Source organism: Pseudofrankia coriaricola (genome assembly GCF_032027725.1).
Classification (GTDB): domain Bacteria; phylum Actinomycetota; class Actinomycetes; order Frankiales; family Frankiaceae; genus Pseudofrankia.
Genome location: NZ_JASNFO010000071.1, coordinates 61,886 through 77,891, shown reverse-complemented (window position 1 = coordinate 77,891; position 16,006 = coordinate 61,886). Strand labels below are relative to the sequence as shown.

The window sequence follows — 16,006 nt, the reverse complement described above, 5'->3', positions numbered from 1 at the left end:
TGAATGCCGCAACAAGAGCCGGCGGGCGGTGAACGAGCGCGGCAAGGCCGCGCCGGTCGCGTGCGGGTGGCTCGCCAGACAGCGTGGAACCGCCGCGACCGCCCGACCAGGCCCGTGTTCTGCGTACTCACGACGTGATCACCCGCTGCACGCTCAGCCGTAGGGTTGACGCGTGGACGACCGGGCCGAGCTGAGCGAGTTCCTCAAGTCACGCCGTGCCCGCCTGCGCCCGGAGGACGTCGGGCTGTGGGACTACGGCGGAGTGCGCCGGGTCGCGGGCCTGCGGCGTGAGGAGCTGGCCGGGCTGGCGGGCGTGAGCATCGCTCACTACACGCGTCTGGAACAGGGCAAGGGCGACAGCGTCTCGGACGAGGTCTTGAACGCCGTCGGCACGGCGCTGCGCCTGGACGCGGACGAGTTGGCTTACCTGCACCGAATCGCACGGCGTCCCCTGCCGTGTGCGGGGGTCGCGGCCTCGTCGGACGTACCTCCGGGCTTGCGCAACCTGCTGGAGTCGTTCGTGATGACTCCAGCGCTGGTGGTCGGTCGGCACACCCAGCTTGTCGGCTGGAATCGGCTCGCCGTGGCGGTGTTCGGCGACTTCGCCGCGCTGCCGGAGAACCGCCGCACGCTCTCGCACCTGCTGTTCGACGAGCCCCACCTGCGCGAGCTGCACCGCACCGGTTGGGAGCGGGCGGCACGCGAGCACGTGGCGCATCTGCGCGTTCTGTTCGGGCGGTACCGCGGGGACTCCGGACTCGCGGCGCACGTCGACCACATGCGGGACCTGAGCGCGGACTTCACGCGGATGTGGGCAGAGCACCCGGTCGCGCAGGTCCGGTACCGGGTGTACGAGCTGCACCACCCGGTCGTGGGCGAACTGACGCTGCACGGCGAGCTCGTCGCGCTGCCCGACGAGCCGTCGTGCTGCGGGCTGGACCTGTTCGCCGCCGAGCCGGGCTCGGCATCTGAGCAGGCGCTGCGGATACTCGGGACCCTGTAGTTCATCCCCACACAGCGGACGGACCCCGGCATCCCGGCAACAGGCCGGGAATCGGAGACATCGCCGCATCGGGTGGCCCGGCTGCGTCGTTTCTGACCGAGCGGGTGGAAGAGCCAGCGTGGTTGCCGACCGTGAGGTGCCCGGTGCCGCGCGAAGGGGTCAGCTCGTCGGGTCGTCTCTGCCGCCCTCAATCCCGTCAGCCTGGTGAGGGCGGCCCGGTGCGCACGCGGAGGCGGCGAACCGGTCAGGACCTCCATTTGATGGAGCAGCCCATGCTGGGGGTGTGCGGCTCGGGTACCGGCTCGCCGACGAGCACGTGTACGAACGCCGCCTCCAGCAGGTCCCCGCGGACCGGTCGACGGTTGCCCGGCGTGGATTCGTCGAAGGCGCCGCGGTAAGCCAGCCTGCGGTGGACGTCGTACAAGAAGAAGTCAGGCGTGCAGGCGGCCTGGTACGCCCGGCCGACCGTCTGGTCGCCGTCGACCAGGTACGGGAAGGTCCAGCCCGCCCGCCTGGCCTGTTCGGCGAGCAGCTCGGGACGGTCGTCCGGATATGCCTGGGCGTCGTTGCTGCACACGCCCACGACCGCCAGGCTGGGGTGGCGGCCGAGCACTCGGCCCAGCTCGGCCTCGATGTGCCGCACGTAGGGGCAGTGGTTGCAGAGAAATGCGACGAGCAGCGCCGGCGCGGCGGCAAGGTCGTCGCGACGCACTGTCCGGCCAGCGGTGTCGGCGAGCGCGAAGTCCGGCGCCGCCGCGCCCAGAGGCACCATCAGGGACGAGACAGCCATGCCCGCAGGTTACGAGTCGGGCTCGACGGCTGCACGCGCACCACGATGATCCTGTCGCAGGCTTCGCCGCATGCCCTGCTTGCAGGCGGTACGCCCGCCCCTGCGGACGATCACGAAATTCCTGATGCTTCACAACCCTGCCGAGCTGTCACCGAGATCGATCTCGGGAAGGCCGACGACGCTCCGCTTGCTTACGCTCAACCAAACTGGTAACACCGCCGCAAATGAGTTCTGCCTACTGAGGCGACGCGTCCAAAAGTTTAGTCGATCAATCATCCCGACGCGCGCTCATCGGCAGAGGAGGGTGTTCGTGGAGGGTGCCGTTGGCCCTGGGTCCGTCTTGTTCGACGTCTCGTGCGTCGGCTACGACCTGGCCGGGCAAGGCGCTGATCCTGGCGGCCGACTCCCGCGCTTCCGCGGCTCGTCGGAGCCGTGAGTCCGTGCCGTCACCCCGGATCCCGGCTTTCTACTTCCTGGCAGTGTCCGCACAGGCATTCGCCGTACTTGGCGTACTCGTCGCTGTGAGGAGGGTAGGGCCCCTCCGCCCACAGCTTGCGCAAGGTCTCGTCCGCCCGCGCATTTGTTCGATGAGCTCGAGCTCCTCGGGGGTGTGCTTGTACGCTTCCATGCACTCATTGTGACAACAACTCGTCGTTTGCGTCATGTGGTCTGGTTGTCCCGCGATACGACCACGGACGTCGGGCGGTTCTGGCGGCCAAGTTCAAGGTGATCTTCCCGCATCTCGACGAGCGGCAGCGGCAGCCGTTGACGGCGGCGGAGGCGCGGTCGATCGGCCACGGCGGGATCAGGCTGGTCGCCCAGGCCGGGACCCGCAGCACGGCCCGGACGCCCGACCGGTCGCGGCGATCAGCGCGGTCGCCGAGCGCGTCCGGACCGGGACTTGGCCCTGGTGGGGTCGAGCCCCGTTTCCCGGTCGGGCAGCAGGTCGATCGGCCGACGGCGGTCCAGATCGATCAGGACCGTGCCGTAGACATGTCCAGCCACCCGCGGACTTTCCAGCTGGTGTGGGTGGCCAGGTGTCGGTGACGACCCGGATCGGGCCGCGGGGATTGGCTCGGGCCAGCTGGGTCAGCAGCCCGATCCAGCCGTCGCTGTTGTGCGCCGGGGCGCAGCAGATGACCTCGGTGCCGTCACGGATGCGCAGGCCGCCGAAGACCCAGATCTTCTCGCTGCCGCGGGAGTACTCCAGGGGTGCCTTGATGCGGTGGCCGTCGGGTGACCAGCCCGGTGCTGGCGGAAAGGTGCGCGGGATCACCGGGCCGAGTTCGTCGGCGCGACGGGCTTGAACGTGGTGCCCGAGCCGTAGGTGATGTGGAGGAGCTCGGCTTGATCGTCGACCTTTGCTGTATGCCAGGTTCCGCGTGGCACGACAACCGTCTGTCCGGGGGTCAGCTCGAGGGTCCGAGCTCCGCTCGGCGTCTCGAGGACAAAGGAGCACGCGCCGGTCCGACAGTGGACGACCTCGTCACCCTTGGGATGCATCTCCCAGTTCTGCCACGACTCAGTAAGCACGTAGGACGAGACAAGCCATCCGCCGTCCGCCGGAGAGAGCGCGGCATCGTTGGACGCCATGCGCCGCCAGAACGCTTCACCGCCTTCGAACCTCGTCGCCGTGTCTCCGGCGACGACGACGTAGGTGGTAGTGAGATCGAACAGGTCAGTCATCGGTAATGCCTTTCTGGTCGGGAGGAGCTGCTGGTGTCCATTGGAGGTGGGCGAGTTGCCAGGGGTCGCGTTCTTCCATCACCGCGGTGATGAAGGTGTGACGAGGGTGATCGTCGACCGCGGTCCCGACCTCGGCGTGGAGCGTGATCACCGTGGTGGCGGTCCCTAGGAGCTGCACGGTCGGTTCGGCCAGGAGCTGGTGTCGCTGGTAAGGGGGGTGGCTGCTCACGGACTGGATGCACCCGCGCTTGTCGATCGGCTCGGCGAGGCCCGGGAAGATCAGGACGGCCTCCTCGCCGAGGTGCCGTTCGAAGAACGACACGTCGCTGTCGGTGAGTGCGTCGAGGAACCCTCCGATTCGACCGACGAGCTCACGGGTGCGGGGGTGCGACACCGCGGCCGTCAGCTCCGCGCTCCATGTCGTGGAGCGAATCCAGTCGGCCAAATGCTCCAGCGCGGCCGGCCGGAGGCGGTAGGCGCGCCCGCGGCCGTCATCGGCCACATCCAGGCGCTCGACAACGTCCCCGTCGCGTAGGAGCTGAAGATGCCGGCTCACCGCCGCTGCCGACATCGACGCCGCTGCGGCGAGCTCGGAGGTCCGCAACGGTCCGGCAGTCAGGGCGTCGAGGAGTCGGACCCGGGTCGGATCCGCCAGTAGGCGAGCAGCTGCGGCTGTATCGAGCACGAAACCGACCTTACTCACTCATTAGTGAGTAATCAAGCAGATCATGAGTAATCGAGGTCGCGGACTCGGCCTTGGGCAGTCGCCAACGGGGATGTGAGGGCCTGCATCCGGCATGGATCCAGCATTGACGGTGGGGCGTTCCCTGCCTGTCTGGCACGAAGCGCGACTGGGAGGCTCGGTGGGCCGCTGGCCGGTCGGGTACGCGAGTGCGGCCGGCCCGACTGCGCGCTGCTGTTCGTCGATGAGAGCCGTGCGGGAGTACGTCGGTGGTGCTCGATGGACGACTGCGGTGCCCGGTCGAAGATGACGGCGTACCGGGCCCGCAGAGCCACAGGTACCGGCGATGGGGTGTGAACCGCGTCGCACAGTCCCCCGTGCCGCTCGCCCGAGGCCGCCTCCCACCCACCCGACCGACCGACCTGGGAGCCATTCGTACGTATCGCCCGAGCCGTCCACCTCGTGCTCACCGTCGCCGACATCGACCGGACCGTCGGCTAATACTCCCGCGTCCTGGGAATGCGGCCAGTTACTCTCGGCGACGCGGCGGCGGTACACGACGTGACCAGGGACGGGGCACCCGCCGGGCAGACCGCGCAGCACGCCGTCCGTCAGGGGGCCGCCGCCGGGCGCAACGTCGCCGCCTCGGTCGGCTACGGCACGGCGCGGCCGTACCGCCACCGTGACCTCGGGTTCGTCGTCGACCTCGGTGGCGCCGACGCGGTCGCCAACCCGCTCGGGATCCGGATTTCGGGCGTCCCGGCCGCCGCGGTCACCGTGCCTATCACCTGCTCGCCCTCGGCGCGGGCACCAACCGGGCACACGTGGCGGCCGACTGGCTGCTGGCCACGGCGGTTCCCGAACAGGTGGTCCAGCTCGGGTTTCTGCCCCCGCCCAAGGTGACGATCACCGAGATCGAGGACAGCTACCTCTACCCCGGGTGAGGCAACCTGCTGTGCCTGGACGGCCTCAGCGCGGGGGGGCGCCAGGGCCAAGGTCGATACCGCCGCCGACATGCGGTACTGGGCCAGATCGCCTAATCCGCGACTCGGTGGGCGAGCGCGGGGGACGATCGGGTCATGGTCCGAATCGCGGCAGTTGGAGATCTCCACGTCACCACCGGCTCCGCGGCCCGGCTTCGGCCTCTGTACGAGCGCGCGGCCGACGTGGCCGACATCCTCCTTCTAGCCGGGGATCTGACCGAGGACGGCAGTATCGATTCCGCCGCGGAGGCCCGCGACCTGTTCGGTGGGCTGGACCTGCCGGTGATCGCCGTTCTCGGGAACCATGATTACAACCGCGGCGAAGAGGCGGCGTTCGCAGAGATGCTGACCGGCGCCGGCGTGACCGTGCTGGAGGGGGCGTCAACGGTCGTCGACACCGCTGGAGGACAGGTCGGGATCGCCGGCGTGAAGGGATTCGCTGGAGGTTTCACCGGCCGCGCGGCCACCGCGCACGGTGAGCAGGAAATGAAGGCGTTCGCCCGGCATGCCGCGACGACCGCGCAGGCCTTGCGAGGCGCGCTGGAGCAGCTCGACGTTGACGTGCGGGTGGCGCTCACGCACTATGCGCCGACCCGGGACACCCTCGTAGGCGAGCCGTTGGAGCTGTACCCGTTCCTGGGCAGCCACCTCCTCGGCGCGGCGATCGACGGGGAACCCCCGCCCGGCGCGACGACCAGGACAGACGACGTTCATGGGACCGGGACGTCTGACCACCGGATAGGCGACGAACACCCCCGCGACCTGGTCCCAGGCGCCCGGCGCCAGGTCACGCTGGCCCTGCACGGCCACGCGCACTACGGGACCGAGGTCGGCGTGACGCCCGCCGGCACCGCGGTACGCAACGTTGCCGCGCCGGTCATCGGCGCCCCGTTCGCCGTCTACCAGCTTCCGGAGGCGGTCCGCATCGGGTGATGCGCGACGCCCCGAGCGGGCCGGCCGAAACCGCCGCCGTCGCGAACGTGGTCCGGCCCGGATCCGGACCGGACCCGGACGCCTGCTCGCTACAGGTGGGCCCCGCCGCCGTCACCGACGAAATCGAACAGCCGGATGTCGGGCCGGTACGGCAACGTCGGTCCGACCAGCCGGTGGGTTCCCACACCGATCAGGAAGCCGTCCTCGACGTCGAACCCCACCTCCTCGAACCCGGTCGCGGCGAACCAGGAGCGCACGGTGGGAGTGAGATCAGGTGAACGGCGATGACGTGTCCAGATCACGGTCGCGGCCGGCCGGCACAGCCGGGGCAGCTGCTCGACGGTGTGCCGCACGTCGGCGTCGCTGACATTGCCGAACACTCCGCAGACCAGGGCGATGTGCGCCGGCGCAATGCCCTCGTACGCACCAAGGTCCGATGCGTCCCCGACCACGACCCGTACACCATCCAGGCCGGCGGACCTCGCCGCCCGCTCCGCGTCGGTGGCAAGATCGGGGTCGAGCTCGACGAGCCTGGCCCGGACGTCGTCACGACGCTCATGGTCGACCAGTGCGCCCAGGATGTCGCGGCCCTGGCCCGCGCACATGCTCAGCACCCGGATCTGCCCCGGTGGCTGGTCGTCCAGCGCCTGCCGGATGCGCCGCTGGACCATGGCGAGGCGACGGCTCAGCGACGACCCCGTGACGTCGTACCGCCGGTGCCAGTCGACCCAATGACGCTCCGAAGCGGGACGATTCACAAGCTCCCACCGTAGCCAGGAAAGGGATCGCGCGGCTCTGGAACAGGGATCGCGCGGCTCTGGAACAGGGATCGCGCGGCTCTGGAATCCGGAGATCGCCGAGTCCGGGGATGGCCGGACAGCCGGAGGCGCGTCCAGGCGCTATGACGCCACTGGAGCCGTCTTGCGCAGGCCGAGCATGCGGGTCAGAAGGCGGTCCTTGGTCCGAGTCGGAAGGCGGGACAGCATCGCCGCGGCGCGGGCATCGGCATTGGCGAGGTAGTAGGCCTTCGGCTTCGAGGCCTCGATCGCGCGCAGAACGGTGTCGGCGACGGTCTGGGGCTTCGAGGTCCTCATCGCCGCCTGCGCGCCGGCGACGGCTTCGAGCTGACGGCTGTACAGGGCGACCTTGCCCGGGTCCGCGTCGCGCAGCGCGGCCTGCGCGGCGGCGTCGGCCTTGGTGAAGATCGGGGTCTCGATAGCTCCGGGGACGACGGTCACGACGTGAATGCCCCAGGGCGCCAGTTCGACGCGGGCGGCGTCGGAGAACGAGTCGAGTGCCGCCTTGCTCGCCGAGATCGGTCCGGCGAAGGGGATCGCGACGCTCGCGCTCGGGGCGCTGATGTTCACCAGGCGGCCGCGGCCCGCTCGCAGCAACGGAAGAAACGCCTGCGCGACCTCGACCGCGCCGAAGACGTTGACGGCGAACTGGCGTTCCAGTTCGGCGGCGGCGACCAGCTCGACCGGGCCGTGGACAATCACTCCGGCGTTGTTCACCACCGCTCGCAGACCCCTGTCCCGCCGCGCGGCGGTGACCTGCTCGGCCGCGGCGCGAACGCTGCCTCGGTCGGTGACGTCCAAGCCCACGATGTCGACGTTCGGAAGGCCCTTCAGGTGCTCACCACCGCCGCGCACGGCCGCGTAGACGTGGAGACCACGCCTGGCCAGCGTCTCGGTGATGGCCGTACCGATGCCGCCGGCGGCGCCGGTGACGAGGACCGCTAGGCGATCTGTTGGCTGCGACACGGAAGCCTCACATGAATGAAGTGACATGTTGGTTGAGACAGGTGCGAGCATCCACGTGGTGCTGCCGACGTGTCAAGGTGTACATGTGTCTACCGACGGGAGCGGGTGAGGGTGTCCCTACGACATGGGCTGCTTGGGTTGCTGGCCGAGGGACCGGCCAGCGGCTACGACCTCACCCGCCGGTTTCAGGAGACCCTCGGGCCGATCTGGCCCGCTCAGCATCCTCAGATCTATGCCGAGCTCGGCCGTCTGGCCGATGCGGGCCTGATCGAGGTGGAGAGCCGAGGACCGAGGGGGCGAAAGGCGTACGGCATCACCGGCGCCGGTCTCGACGAGGTCCGCCGCTGGCTCACCGAAGGCGAGGTCGACCACACCTTGCGCATTGAGCCCCTGCTACGTTCCGTGTTCTTCTGGCTGATGGCGCCCGACGACCTCGACGCCCATCTCGAACGGGAAGGCCGCTACTTCGCCGAGCAGGCGAACCTCTACCGCGAGCACACCACCGCCAAGGATCGCGGCGACTACGGTGACAGCCCGCAGACCCGGTCGATCCGCATCGCGGCCGAAGCCGGCGTCCGGCTCTTCCAGGCCCTGGCCGACTGGGCCGAGTGGGCCCGCGCCATGCCGCCGGTCAGCGACCCCGACCGCACAAGCTGACCGCGTCGCCTGGCAGCTGGCAGCTGGTTCCCCCGGCGGGCCCGCTCCGCGGTGACGGAGTCGTCCTCGACGGTCCGCCTGCCCCAGTTGACAATCGGCGTCGAAAATGACCAACCGATCATCTTCGGATGGTCCGCCTACGGGCCCGTTTCCGCGCTCTTTCACGGACGGCTGGCGATCATGGCCTGTGGGGGCGAGCCGGGGCGGCGGATCGACGGGCCCGTTTCTGGTAGTACCTACCTTGTGGATAAGGGGCTGCGGCGGGCGGCGTTGGCCGCGAAGGGGTTCATGCCGGAGGACGAGGGTGACGCGCTCTATGCCGCGGCGAGAACGGTGCCGGCGGGTGGGCTGATCCTCGAGGTCGGCTCCTACTGCGGGAAGTCGACGATCTACCTTGCGGCGGCCGCTCGAGAGGCGGGGGCCCAGGTCGTGACGGTCGACCACCACCGCGGCTCGGACGAGAACCAGGCCGGCTGGGAGCACCACGACCCGACGGTGGTCGACCCGCGCACCGGCCGGATGGACACGCTGCCCTTCCTGCGCCGCAACCTCGAGGACGCGGGCGTGGAGGACGTCGTCACCCTCGTCATCGGACGCACGGAGCAGGTCGGCGGCTGGTGGACGACACCCGTCTCCCTGCTGTTCATCGACGGCGGGCACGCCGAGTACCAGGCCCAGGCGGACTACGAGGCGTGGGCGCACCACGTCGCGCCGGGCGGCACGCTGCTCATCCACGACGTGTTCCCCGACCCCGCGGACGGCGGCCAGGCCCCGTACCACATCTTCTTGCGAGCGCTGGACGACGGTTTCAAGGAGCGCTCCCGCACCGGCTCCCTGCGCGTCCTCGATCGCGTCCCCTAGCGAGCCACCCGCCCGCCAATCCCCGACTGGCCCGGCTACCTGCTTTATTGCCAGTTAACTTCCATTAACTGCCACTGAACGGATACCCAAAGTAACGAGCCCATCTGGGCCGCCAGCGACCTCGCCATACCCAGCGACAGGGAACCGGCAACGCCACCACGGCCCAGTGGCAACAAATCAGCGCTGCGCCAACGCGGCCGCCCCATGGGTTTTGAGCCAGACGGGCCCGTGTCATACGCCTACGGGCCCGGATGTCCAGCCGCGATGGCCCGCGACACCGTCCCAGCGACCAGTAAACGGATCTCAGCCACACGTGGCGACAGCGCATCGGCGCAATGCCCGGGGTCCCTGCCGGATCGGCGAAGCCGATCTGGGAGGTCTGCCAGCCACGTCGTCAACCCAGTCCAAGCCCTGCCACCGCCATATGCCAGGGCCCGGAACCACGCGGGGAGGGCGCCCAGCGCCCGACACGGGGTGAGCGCGTCCAGCGCCTCACCCCGACAGGCGGGTGCTCTCGCGCCCGCCCTCGGTGAGGCGCTCGGCGAGCGGGCCGCTGGCCCAGGTGGCGAGCAGCGGGGCCGGCTCGCAGTCGCAGGCCAGTTCCAGCTGTTCCCCGCTACGCGGAAGCGGCGGGATCCGGCCCACCGGCAGGGCCGCGGCCCCGGGATGGGATCTGTCCCCGGGCTGGATGGGCTCCAGGATGGTCATCGGCTCGGGCAGGTCGTCGCCGCGGAAGACCGCCTCGCTGACGCCGCCGGCGAGCACGTCGACGGCGAGGATGACGGCGGCCGCCGTGTAGGAGCTGTGTTCCACCGGCCAGTGGCAGCCGGTCTCGAACTGCCAGCCGGTCCAGTAGGCGCCGTCGTCGTGGCGCAGGTGCTGCATGTCGTCGACGAGTGTGCGCGCCGCGGCCGTCTCCCCGGCCAGGTGCATCGCGATCGCGAGTTCGCACGTCTCGGCGCCGGTGACCCATGGCTCGTCGTCGACACACCGGATACCCAGGCCGTCGACGACGAAGTCGTCCCAGCGCTCGCGTAGCCGGGCCAGGCCCTCGGCGCCCTTGAGCGCGCCGCCGATCACCGGGTAGTACCAGTCCATCGACCAGCGATCGGTCGGCAGGAAGTACTCGGGGTGGGCACGCACCGCGTGCGCGAGCGCGCCGGTGGCCAGTTCCCAGCCTGGCTGCGCCTCGCCGACGAGGTTGGCGAGGCCAAGCCCACAGCGCAGGCTGTGCAGGGTGCTGGCGCATCCGGTGACCAGGGCCGCCGGGTAGTCGCTGCCGTCGGCCGACCGGGCCCACCAGATCTGGCCGCTGGGAGCCTGCATGTCGACCACGAAGTCCAGCGCGGCCCGGACCACGGGCCACATCCGGGCAACGAACGCGCGGTCGCCGGTGCGCCGCCAGTGGTGCCAGACCGCGGTGGCGACGTAGGCGCACTGGTTGCTGTCGGCGTGGTCCTGCTTGACGACGCCGCCCACCGTGCTGCCCGCCCACGAGCCGTCGGGGCGCTGGTTGCGCACCAGCCAGTCCCAGCCCCGCTGGGCCGCGTCCTGCCGGCCGCCGATCTCGAGCGCCATCACGCATTCGAGATGGTCCCAGGCCTCGGTGTGGCCGCCGGCGAACCAGGGGATCGCGCCGTCCGGCTCCTGCATGGCGACAAGCGCGTCGGCCGTCGCGACGATCTCGGCGCGGCTCAGCAACGGCGCGGGCCACGGCGCCGGCGCGGGCCGGGCCGGGCGATCGGGCCGCCTGATCTGTTCGGGCCAACCCGGCCGCTGACCGGGCCGGTCGGGCCGGTCGGGCATCGTGAGCCCGTCCGGCCGGAGCAGGTGCGGATCGGGCTGCTCAGCCGACACCACGCCTGGTCTCCTCCAGCTTCGTGAACGTGGCGACCGCCGCCTGAGCCTCCATCAGCTCCGACGCCATCCCGGCCGCGACGGGCAGTTTGCACAGGTAGAGCACCACGCTCTTCCCGAGCACCGGGTTGAGCGCCTGCTCGGTCCACCGGGTCAGCCTGGGGCGCTTCATCATGTCCCACACCAGAAGGCGGTGGTAAAGCTTCGTGGCCGGATGGTCGTCGTCGTGGACACCGACGAGACAACGTAGCCACCAGTACGGCGAGTGCAGCGCGTGGGCCTGGTGGCCGCCGACGTACTCCAGGCCGGCGGCCGTCAGCCGGCCACGCAACTCGCCCCGGCGGTAGATACGCACATGGCCGCCCTCGACGGAGTGGTAGCCGGTGGACAGGCCCCAGCACACCCGTTCCGGCAGCCAGGCCGGCACGGTCACGGCCGCGAGCCCGCCGGGTCGCAGCACCCGGACCAACTCGGCCATCGCCTTCTCATCCGCCGGCAGGTGCTCGAGGATCTCGGCCGCGATCACCCGGTCGAACGTCGCGTCCGCGAACGGCAGGCGGAACGCGTCGCCACGCACGGCGCCCGCCCTCGCTCGCTCCGGCACCTGGCCTTCGGCGGCCATCGCGGCGAGCATGCCGCCCACGGCCACCACGTCGCCGAACGAGTAGTCGAGCGCCACGACGTCGGCGCCGCGGCGATAGGCCTCGAACGCATGCCGTCCGGCCCCGCAGCCGAGGTCGAGCACACGCTCGCCGGGGCCTACCGGGAACTGGTTGAAGTCAACTGTCAGCATTGGTTACCGAAGCGCCGCGACTCGCTCGGCGTACCAGTCGGCCGTCGCGGCGCTCGCCACCTGCCAGGAGAACCGCTCCTCGACGCGACGGCGCCCGCCGGCGCCAAGGCGAGCCCGAAGCTCCGGGTCGCCGAGCAGCCGGCTGATGGCCACGGCCAGGGCGTCCGCGTCGCCCGGCGGCACGGTGAGGGCCGCCTCGCCGTCCGGGCCCGTCACCTCCGGCAGTGCTCCGGCGGTGGTCGCGACGAGCGGCAGGCCGCAGGCCATCTCCTCGACGGCCGGCAGGCTGAAACCCTCGTAGAGGGAGGGCACGGCCGCGACCTCGGCGGACCGCAGCAGGTCGACGAGTTCGGACTGTTCGAGGTTGGACCGGAAGGTGACCGCATCGGTCAGGCCCAGCTCGCTCACCTGGCGCGCGGCGGCGCCACCGGGACGGGCCTTGCCGACGCAGACGACGTGCGCGTCCTCCCGCTCGGCTCTGATCTTCGCCAGCGCCTCCAGCAGCACCAGAAGCCCCTTGAGCGGGACGTCGGCGCTGGTGACGACCGCGATCCGACCGGGAACCTTGGGAATAGACGGGTTCGGCGAGAACGCCTCGTGGTCGGTGCCGAGCGGAACGGTGTGCATCCGGTCGGACGTGAGGCCCATGTCCGCGATGATGTCGGTGCGCGAGCTCTCCGACGGGATGACAATGCCATCCAGCCGGCGGGCGACCCGGGCCTGCATGGGCAGGAACGAATACCAGCGACGGACGCCGAAGCGGGCCTTCGCCCCCTTCGTCGCCTCCAAGTGCAGCCGGCGATCGACGGTGATCGGATGGTGCACCGTCGCGACCAGCGGAACGCCGTGCGGCGCCAGTGCCTGGCGCAGCCTCAGCATCCCGTAGCCCAGGGTCTGGTTGTCGTGCACGATGTCGAACGGCGGCGGGACGCCCTTACGGGGCCGCAGCGCCTGGTACGCACGCAGACTGAACGCGAGCGGCTCGGAGAACTGTCCCGTCCGCATCATCACGAACTCCGTCAGCGAGGCCACGTCGCGCAGTTCACGCGGCGACGGCCAGCGGAAGGGGTCCGCCTCGCCCCACAGGTCCAGGCTCGGCAGCCGCTGCAGCTCGACCCCGTCATCCACGTCCGGGTACGGAGGCCCGCTGACCACCGTCACCTGATGGCCGAGCCCGATGAGCTGACGGGACAGCTGGCGGATGTACACACCCTGGCCCCCGCAGGTCGGGAGACTGCGGTACGACAGCAACGCGATCCGCAACGGTGCCCCTCCCATGGCTCAGGCTCCCTCTCGCCTACCGGTCGAGAGCAGCGCCGCTACTTGTCACATTAGGACAGATTCGCCCGATCTTCCTGCACATCGGACCTGCTCCCCGACCTCACCGACGGCTCGTAACGGTTCGGTCCACCACTGACGAACCGACCAGCCCGATTCCCTGTCCCCTCACCGACAGCGTCAAAGCACAAATACCCATAGTAGTTGCATATCACCTAAAGTAAGCAATCGGATAGTCGCTGAGCGCAGCCCCGCCTCGACTCCCCCGCTCGGCGATCGCTCGGAGCCCGAACTCTCCGACTCAGGCACCCCCTCGCGCTGGACCGACCGGCCTCGTCCCCCGCCGAGATGACCGGCGCCAGTAAGCGCCGGCACCTCGCGAACGGGCAGCCTCGCCCCCATCACGGTGGACGCGGCGACGATCACCCCACCAGCCTCACCCGCAGCCCCGTAAAGGCCAACAAACCAGCTACAGAAAAACAAGACAAGAAGAAATCCCGTCAGACGACGAAAAACTTCCACCCGAAATCCCAGAATCCCGCCCCCAACCAGGCCGTACAACCGGGCCCAGGCAGCGAACCCCTTGGCGCCCCGCTCCGCGGCTCGGCCCCAGCGCAGCATTACCGGCACCCAGAGAGCAGCCCCAACCAAAGCGAAGCCAGGGGGCAAGGGGCGAAGCCCCAGGCACGGGCCCCAGCCGAAACAGCCAGCAAACAGCCCCAACCAAAGCGAAGCCGCCAGGGGGCAAGGGGCGAAGCCCCCGGCACGAGACCCAACCCTCAGCCGAACAACCAGCAAGCAGCCCCACCAAAGCGAAGCCAGGGGGCAAGGGGCGAAGCCCCAGGCACGGGCCCCAGCCGAAACAGCCAGCAAACAGCCCCAACCAAAGCGAAGCCGCCAGGGGGCAAGGGGGCGAAGCCCCCAAACGCGGGATCAGCCTCACACAGCAGCCAGGAAGCAATCCGGCCTACGCGGGGGTCCAGGGGGCGAAGCCCCCTGGCGTGGGGTCCGGGGCTCGGCCCCGGGGCAAAATAACGGCCCTCGGCGAAGCTGACCAAGTCAGCGAGCAGGAGAGGCCGGCGCGTGGACCTAGGTGGACTTGAACCACCGGCCTCTTCCTTATCAGGGAAGCGCTCTAACCGACTGAGCTATAGGTCCAGATGCCACATCTATATAGCGAGCCTACAGGCCGGCCCCAAGGGGGTACGGCCTGCCGGTGCCAAGAGTACAGGATGGCGGCGCCGCTGTGGGCGGCGCCGCCGGCCGCCACTAGCGGTCGCTGAGGGTGACCTCGATGCCGCCGATCATGTCGGAGCAGAGGTTGTAGAGAAGTGCGCCGAGGGTCGACAGCAGTGTGATCAGGATGACGTTGATCGCGCCGATGAGCAGGCTGATCTGCATGGCGCGGCCGAACGACAGCCAGGAGCCGACGTTGCTGCTCTCGTCGGTGGTCAAGGTGCCGGCCGCCTCGACGATGCTGTCGAAGACACCGATCGAGTTCAGGACGAACCAGAGCACCGCGATGGCGACCATGACGACGAGGAAGACGCAGAGCGAGAACGCGAACGCCAGCCTGGTCACGGTCAGCGGGCTGACCCGGGTGAGCCTTAGCTTGGCCCGCCGACCAGCCCGGCTGAGGTCGTCCTCGCCGCCCAGGTAGTCGTCCTGGTAGTCCTGGCGCACCGGCTCGGGCCGGTCGTACCGGCCAGGCTGAACCGGATGGGCGGGATGTCCGGGACGTCCGGGGGGACCGGGGGGACCGGGGGGACCGGCGACGCCGCCGGGCTCCTGCCGGTCGGCGCGCGGCGGCCTCGCCCACTCCTGGTCGGCGGCGGGCCGGCCCCGGTCAGGCCCCGGGCCACCGGCAGGACCGAGGGGGCGGGAGCCGGAGGTTGGTGCCGGCACGCGTTCGGCCGGGACGGCGGGCCCACGGGACGGCTTGGCCAGGTCGGGCTTCGCCGGCTCGGCGCGGGTCCGGTCCGGGTCGGGGCTGGGGGCGGCCACGGCGGCGACCTTACGGGTATCGGCGCCCGTGGCCGGACGGTCGGAGCGTTCTGGCCGTGGCGCGGAGCGCCCTGGCCGGTCCCGCTCCGCACGCTCGGGAACATCACCACCGCGGGCACGGGCATCCCGGCTGGTGTCACGCGCCTTGTCCGGGCCCCGGGCTGGGTTACGCACGATGGCCATCGTGTCGGGGTCGCGCGGAGGTTGCGCCTGCTGGTCCGCTCCGGCCGGTTTGGCCGGCGCGCCACGGCCAGTCGCGGCATAAGGCTCCGACCGGTCGGCGCGGTGCGAACCACCCTTGTCGACGAGCGGAGGGGGTGCGACCGGAGTAGCGACAGTCGTGGTGGCCGCGGAGGCCGGTGGCGCCTTCGCCGGCGCCGTGTCCAGAGTGGTCGTTTTCGCCGCGTTCTTCTTCGCCGTGGCCGGCGCCGACGACGGGGCGACGGCTCGCACCACCGCGGTCTTGTCATCCTCGGGGCTGCCCGAGCCGGCCCCTGGCGCCGTGGGTGTCTTCGTCGCCGTCCTGGCAGGAGTCGCGTCGGCGGCCGGCCGGCCGGTGTCCGCGTCCGTCTTGCTCCCCTGCCGTTCGAAGAACGGGTTGCCGGCGCTCGGATCAGGGTTCTCGCCGTCGGTGGCGGTCCCTGGGAGCGCGCCGGACCTGCCCGGCCGTTCGTCCTTGTCGCTCACGCGTCTCCCCTCAGCTCCCCGTCAGCCCC

14 protein-coding genes, 1 tRNA gene and 1 pseudogene are annotated in these 16,006 nt (G+C 70.3%); 6 read left to right on the top strand and 10 right to left on the bottom strand.

The genetic code is table 11. From position 1 onward, the window contains the following. The first annotated feature begins 172 nt into the window (after positions 1–172). Entirely contained in the window at positions 173–1,003 is an 831-nt protein-coding gene (locus QOZ89_RS31855) for a helix-turn-helix domain-containing protein (protein WP_071053370.1), read from the top strand. Positions 1,004–1,247: 244 nt separating this feature from the next. Here the strand turns inward: QOZ89_RS31855 and QOZ89_RS31850 are convergent, their stop codons facing one another. The 3 genes from QOZ89_RS31850 to QOZ89_RS31835 all read right to left on the bottom strand — a co-directional run bounded on the left by QOZ89_RS31850 (position 1,248) and on the right by QOZ89_RS31835 (position 4,164). After that, the gene (locus QOZ89_RS31850) at positions 1,248–1,793 is read right to left on the bottom strand and encodes a thioredoxin family protein (RefSeq protein WP_071053371.1); all 546 of its coding nucleotides are present in this window, start codon (positions 1,791–1,793) and stop codon (positions 1,248–1,250) included. Positions 1,794–3,065: 1,272 nt separating this feature from the next. Continuing rightward, the gene (locus QOZ89_RS31840) at positions 3,066–3,479 is read right to left on the bottom strand and encodes a cupin domain-containing protein (RefSeq protein ID WP_071053373.1); all 414 of its coding nucleotides are present in this window, start codon (positions 3,477–3,479) and stop codon (positions 3,066–3,068) included. After that, the gene (locus QOZ89_RS31835; RefSeq protein ID WP_312627359.1) at positions 3,472–4,164 is read right to left on the bottom strand and encodes an ArsR/SmtB family transcription factor; all 693 of its coding nucleotides are present in this window, start codon (positions 4,162–4,164) and stop codon (positions 3,472–3,474) included. Before QOZ89_RS31835 ends, QOZ89_RS31840 begins: the two co-directional genes overlap by 8 nt. A 93-nt stretch (positions 4,165–4,257) precedes the next feature. Here QOZ89_RS31835 and QOZ89_RS31830 point away from each other — a divergent pair, with 93 nt between their 5' ends. From QOZ89_RS31830 to QOZ89_RS31820, 3 genes and pseudogenes are all read left to right on the top strand, one after another. Continuing rightward, a complete protein-coding gene (locus QOZ89_RS31830) occupies positions 4,258–4,518 on the top strand; it encodes a CGNR zinc finger domain-containing protein (RefSeq protein WP_083419859.1) in 261 nt (86 codons plus the stop codon). A 177-nt stretch (positions 4,519–4,695) separates the two neighbouring features. Beyond that, positions 4,696–5,105: pseudogene (locus QOZ89_RS31825) on the top strand (NAD(P)/FAD-dependent oxidoreductase); the annotation flags it as partial. 135 nt (positions 5,106–5,240) lie between these two features. Continuing rightward, positions 5,241–6,077 (top strand): metallophosphoesterase family protein, encoded by an 837-nt coding sequence (locus tag QOZ89_RS31820; RefSeq protein WP_071053375.1) that lies wholly within the window; start codon positions 5,241–5,243, stop codon positions 6,075–6,077. Positions 6,078–6,166: 89 nt separating this feature from the next. On the opposite strand, the gene QOZ89_RS31815 is transcribed toward QOZ89_RS31820, so the two are convergent. Beyond that, positions 6,167–6,835, bottom strand: a complete 669-nt coding sequence (locus QOZ89_RS31815; RefSeq protein ID WP_312627356.1) for a class I SAM-dependent methyltransferase family protein — start codon at positions 6,833–6,835, stop codon at positions 6,167–6,169. A gap of 141 nt (positions 6,836–6,976) precedes the next feature. Beyond that, a complete protein-coding gene (locus QOZ89_RS31810) occupies positions 6,977–7,840 on the bottom strand; it encodes an SDR family NAD(P)-dependent oxidoreductase (protein WP_312627354.1) in 864 nt (287 codons plus the stop codon). A gap of 111 nt (positions 7,841–7,951) precedes the next feature. Here QOZ89_RS31810 and QOZ89_RS31805 point away from each other — a divergent pair, with 111 nt between their 5' ends. Together QOZ89_RS31805 and QOZ89_RS31800 are read left to right on the top strand one after the other, a co-directional pair. After that, positions 7,952–8,497: a PadR family transcriptional regulator gene (locus QOZ89_RS31805; RefSeq protein ID WP_071053378.1), complete on the top strand. Its 546-nt coding sequence runs from the start codon at positions 7,952–7,954 to the stop codon at positions 8,495–8,497. Between the two features lie 243 nt (positions 8,498–8,740). Continuing rightward, positions 8,741–9,358 (top strand): class I SAM-dependent methyltransferase, encoded by a 618-nt coding sequence (locus QOZ89_RS31800; RefSeq protein ID WP_071053451.1) that lies wholly within the window; start codon positions 8,741–8,743, stop codon positions 9,356–9,358. 492 nt (positions 9,359–9,850) lie between these two features. Here the strand turns inward: QOZ89_RS31800 and QOZ89_RS31795 are convergent, their stop codons facing one another. The 5 genes from QOZ89_RS31795 to QOZ89_RS31775 form a co-directional block, all read right to left on the bottom strand. Next, positions 9,851–11,218, bottom strand: coding sequence for a prenyltransferase/squalene oxidase repeat-containing protein (locus tag QOZ89_RS31795; protein ID WP_083419860.1), 1,368 nt, complete (start codon positions 11,216–11,218; stop codon positions 9,851–9,853). Further along, the gene (locus tag QOZ89_RS31790) at positions 11,205–12,008 is read right to left on the bottom strand and encodes a class I SAM-dependent methyltransferase (protein ID WP_312627352.1); all 804 of its coding nucleotides are present in this window, start codon (positions 12,006–12,008) and stop codon (positions 11,205–11,207) included. The genes QOZ89_RS31795 and QOZ89_RS31790 overlap by 14 nt, the downstream gene beginning before the upstream one ends. Positions 12,009–12,011: 3 nt before the next feature. Continuing rightward, positions 12,012–13,286, bottom strand: coding sequence for a glycosyltransferase family 4 protein (locus QOZ89_RS31785; protein WP_071053379.1), 1,275 nt, complete (start codon positions 13,284–13,286; stop codon positions 12,012–12,014). A 1,084-nt stretch (positions 13,287–14,370) separates the two neighbouring features. Continuing rightward, positions 14,371–14,444: transfer RNA gene (locus tag QOZ89_RS31780), tRNA-Ile, on the bottom strand. Between the two features lie 111 nt (positions 14,445–14,555). Further along, complete coding sequence (locus QOZ89_RS31775) at positions 14,556–15,977, bottom strand: DUF3566 domain-containing protein (protein WP_312627350.1); 1,422 nt, start codon at positions 15,975–15,977, stop codon at positions 14,556–14,558. Between the last annotated feature and the right edge of the window lie 29 nt (positions 15,978–16,006).

Excerpts from the sequence above, each read along its gene's own strand:
- QOZ89_RS31790 (WP_312627352.1), bottom strand. The coding sequence starts at position 12,008 with ATGCTGACAGTTGACTTCAACCAGTTCCCGGTAGGCCCCGGCGAGCGT.
- QOZ89_RS31785 (WP_071053379.1), bottom strand. The coding sequence starts at position 13,286 with ATGGGAGGGGCACCGTTGCGGATCGCGTTGCTGTCGTACCGCAGTCTC.
- QOZ89_RS31820 (WP_071053375.1), top strand. The coding sequence starts at position 5,241 with ATGGTCCGAATCGCGGCAGTTGGAGATCTCCACGTCACCACCGGCTCC.
- QOZ89_RS31850 (WP_071053371.1), bottom strand. The coding sequence starts at position 1,793 with ATGGCTGTCTCGTCCCTGATGGTGCCTCTGGGCGCGGCGGCGCCGGAC.
- QOZ89_RS31840 (WP_071053373.1), bottom strand. The coding sequence starts at position 3,479 with ATGACTGACCTGTTCGATCTCACTACCACCTACGTCGTCGTCGCCGGA.